Here is a 1,344-nt window from a genome sequence, read left to right as displayed (position 1 = left end):
TTTTTTGTGAATATAGAACAAGCACTGCAAGCAACACTTGAAGAAAGCAGCCGATACCATACCTTTGAAAAATTATCAGAAATTCTTGACCCTGAAATCATTGAACAAGGTTTTCAACAAGCAGGGATTGCAACCGTTCGTAAGCGAAGATTACCGCTTGAAGCCGTTTTGTGGTCAGTTATTGGCATGGCATTGTTTCGAAAAGAATCAGTTTGGAATATCGCTAATAAGCTAGATATCATGTTACCTGGCAAGAACCAACTCGTTGCTCCAAGTGCGATGGTACAGGCGAGACAAAGGTTAGGTGATGATTCCGTTAAACACGTTTTCAATAAATCTGCTCAATCAATGTATAAGCAACAGTCATTCGAAACATGGAATGGTTTGAACCTATTAGCTGTTGACGGTGTTGTGTGGCGAACAGCCGACACGCCTGATAATCGTAAAGCCTTCTCTTCAGGTAGCAACCAATACGGTGATACAGCCTTTCCTCAAATACGCATGGTCTGTCATATGGAATTGACCAGCCATCAACTTCTCAGTAGCGAGTTTGATAACTATAAAACCAACGAGATGAAATTAGCTGAGCGTTTAATTGAACGTACACCAGATAATTCACTGACTATGTTTGATAAAGGATATTATTCTTTAGGCCTGTTAAACCGTTGGCACCAAACTGGGGAGATGAGGCACTGGTTGATACCAGCAAGGCCCGACTTACAGTATGAAATCATCTCCAGCGCGGGTAAAGATGACCATATCATTGAATTGAAAACCACAAAGCATGCACAAAAAAACTTTCCCGATGTTCCTGAAACGATTAAAGCGAGATTAATCAGCAAAACAATAAAGGGCAAAAGCTACCGTATATTAACCTCGATGACGGATAGATTGCGTTATCCAGGTAATGAAATTGTTGAATTATATTGTCATCGTTGGGAGATAGAACTTGGGTTTAGAGAAATCAAACAAACCATGCTTGATAGCGCATACCATTTAAGAAGTAAGCGTCCAGACATGGTGCGTCAGGAGCTATGGGGCGTGTTACTCGCCTATAATTTAATACGAAGAATAATGACGATGGCGGCGACAGTCACAGGGATATGGCCTAACCAGCTTAGTTTCTCTAGCAGTTCGATGGCTGTCATTCAGTATTTCTCGTCAGTATCTATAATGAGCCCAGGGAACATTCCAATACACTGGCAGCACTTACTCGATACACTGGTCTTATTTAAGCTTCCAGCTAGACGAGAGGATAGAAGATATCCCCGATGGGTTAAGCCAAAACCATCTAAGTATCCCCATAAAAAGAAAGATGCCAGTCAGCTTAACTGACTGGCATTA

The 1,344-nt window shown here is 41.4% G+C and carries 1 protein-coding gene; it reads left to right on the top strand.

The window, feature by feature from the left end; genetic code table 11:
- The first annotated feature begins 6 nt into the window (after positions 1–6).
- The gene (locus H4J63_RS19730) at positions 7–1,335 is read left to right on the top strand and encodes an IS4 family transposase (RefSeq protein ID WP_409072684.1); all 1,329 of its coding nucleotides are present in this window, start codon (positions 7–9) and stop codon (positions 1,333–1,335) included.
- Positions 1,336–1,344: the final 9 nt, after the last annotated feature.

The organism is Pseudoalteromonas sp. 5Ae-yellow (genome assembly GCF_014077565.1).
GTDB lineage: Bacteria > Pseudomonadota > Gammaproteobacteria > Enterobacterales > Alteromonadaceae > Pseudoalteromonas.
The sequence above is the reverse complement of the archived record's forward strand: the minus strand, read 5'-3'. Positions and strand labels throughout refer to the sequence as shown.